The sequence below is a fragment of the Caballeronia jiangsuensis genome, assembly GCF_046030135.1.
Taxonomy (GTDB): domain Bacteria; phylum Pseudomonadota; class Gammaproteobacteria; order Burkholderiales; family Burkholderiaceae; genus Caballeronia; species Caballeronia jiangsuensis.
The window spans coordinates 1-1124 of record NZ_JAQQDB010000107.1; the positions used below are offsets into that span (position 1 = coordinate 1).

The 1124-nt window shown below is 59.3% G+C and carries 1 protein-coding gene; it reads left to right on the forward strand.

Features of this window, described 5'->3' with window-relative positions; translation table 11 throughout:
• Positions 1-204: 204 nt before the first annotated feature.
• Positions 205-1124, forward strand: a 920-nt coding sequence (locus PQR08_RS38535; RefSeq protein WP_456264730.1) for an IS110 family RNA-guided transposase, incomplete at its 3' end; no start/stop codon positions are given.

The following is a 1124-nucleotide window of genomic DNA, read 5'->3' on the forward strand; positions in this document are numbered from 1 at the left end:
TTTCTTTGGTTACTTGTATATTGATTCCAGGTGTGCGGAAACTGATCTCTTCCGCTCACCCGAAGCGGTAGCCCGTTTGTGTTACATGGGCTCGCAGCCCGAAAGAAAGCTGGTGGCGCCGCTTCTTCTTACCGCTTTGAACCCGGACAGTTGACTGAGCCTTGAGCTCGTATCTTTACAAGTATGGGTGCTGTGGTGAACCAAATTCCTTCCTCCTTCGCTTCGCCCTTGTTCGTCGGTATCGATGTCAGCGGACCCTTCCTCGACATCGCCTATCACGGATCCGTCGAAACTTTTCGTCTACCCAATGCGCCTGAAGGCTTCGCCGAACTGATCAACCGATTGTTGCCTCTCAAGCCGGAACTCATCGTCCTCGAAGCCACCGGCAAGCTCGAACGCGCCGTCCTTCAAGCCCTCTGCCAAGCCGGTCTGCCCGCCGTCGCGGTCAACTCCACGTGGGTGCGCGAGTTCGCCAGATCCGCCGGACAACTGGCCAAGACCGATCGCATCGATGCGCGCGTCATCGCTCGCTACGGTGCCGTCATGAAACCCAAAGTCCGACCCCTGACCGATGAGCAGACCCAGCAGCTGCAGGCCCTTATCCTGCGCCGCACACAACTCATCGAGATGCTCACCGCCGAGCAAAATCGTCGCAAGCGCGCTCATAAATCGGCCCTGCCCAGCATCGATGAATTCATCCAGTTCATCACGCAACGCATCAAGGACGCCGATCGCGACATCGACTCCTTCCTCCACACCAACGAACTCTGGCGCAAAAACGAAGCCCTGCTGCGCTCCACCCCGGGCGTCGGCAAAACAACCGCCGCGACGCTCATCGCCTTCCTGCCTGAATTGGGCTCCCTCAACAACCGACAGATCGCCTCGCTCGTCGGCCTCGCCCCATTCAACTCCGACAGTGGCACACACCGCGGCGAACGCCATACCAAGGGCGGGCGTCACTTCGTGCGCCGCGCCCTTTACATGGCCTGCGTCGCCGCGCAACGAGCCAATCCCTATCTCAAGGCGTTCTGCGATCAGCTACGCGCCAGAGGCAAAAAAACCAAGGTCGCCTTCGTCGCAGGCATGCGAAAACTCCTCACGCAGCTCAACGCCATGATGCGCGA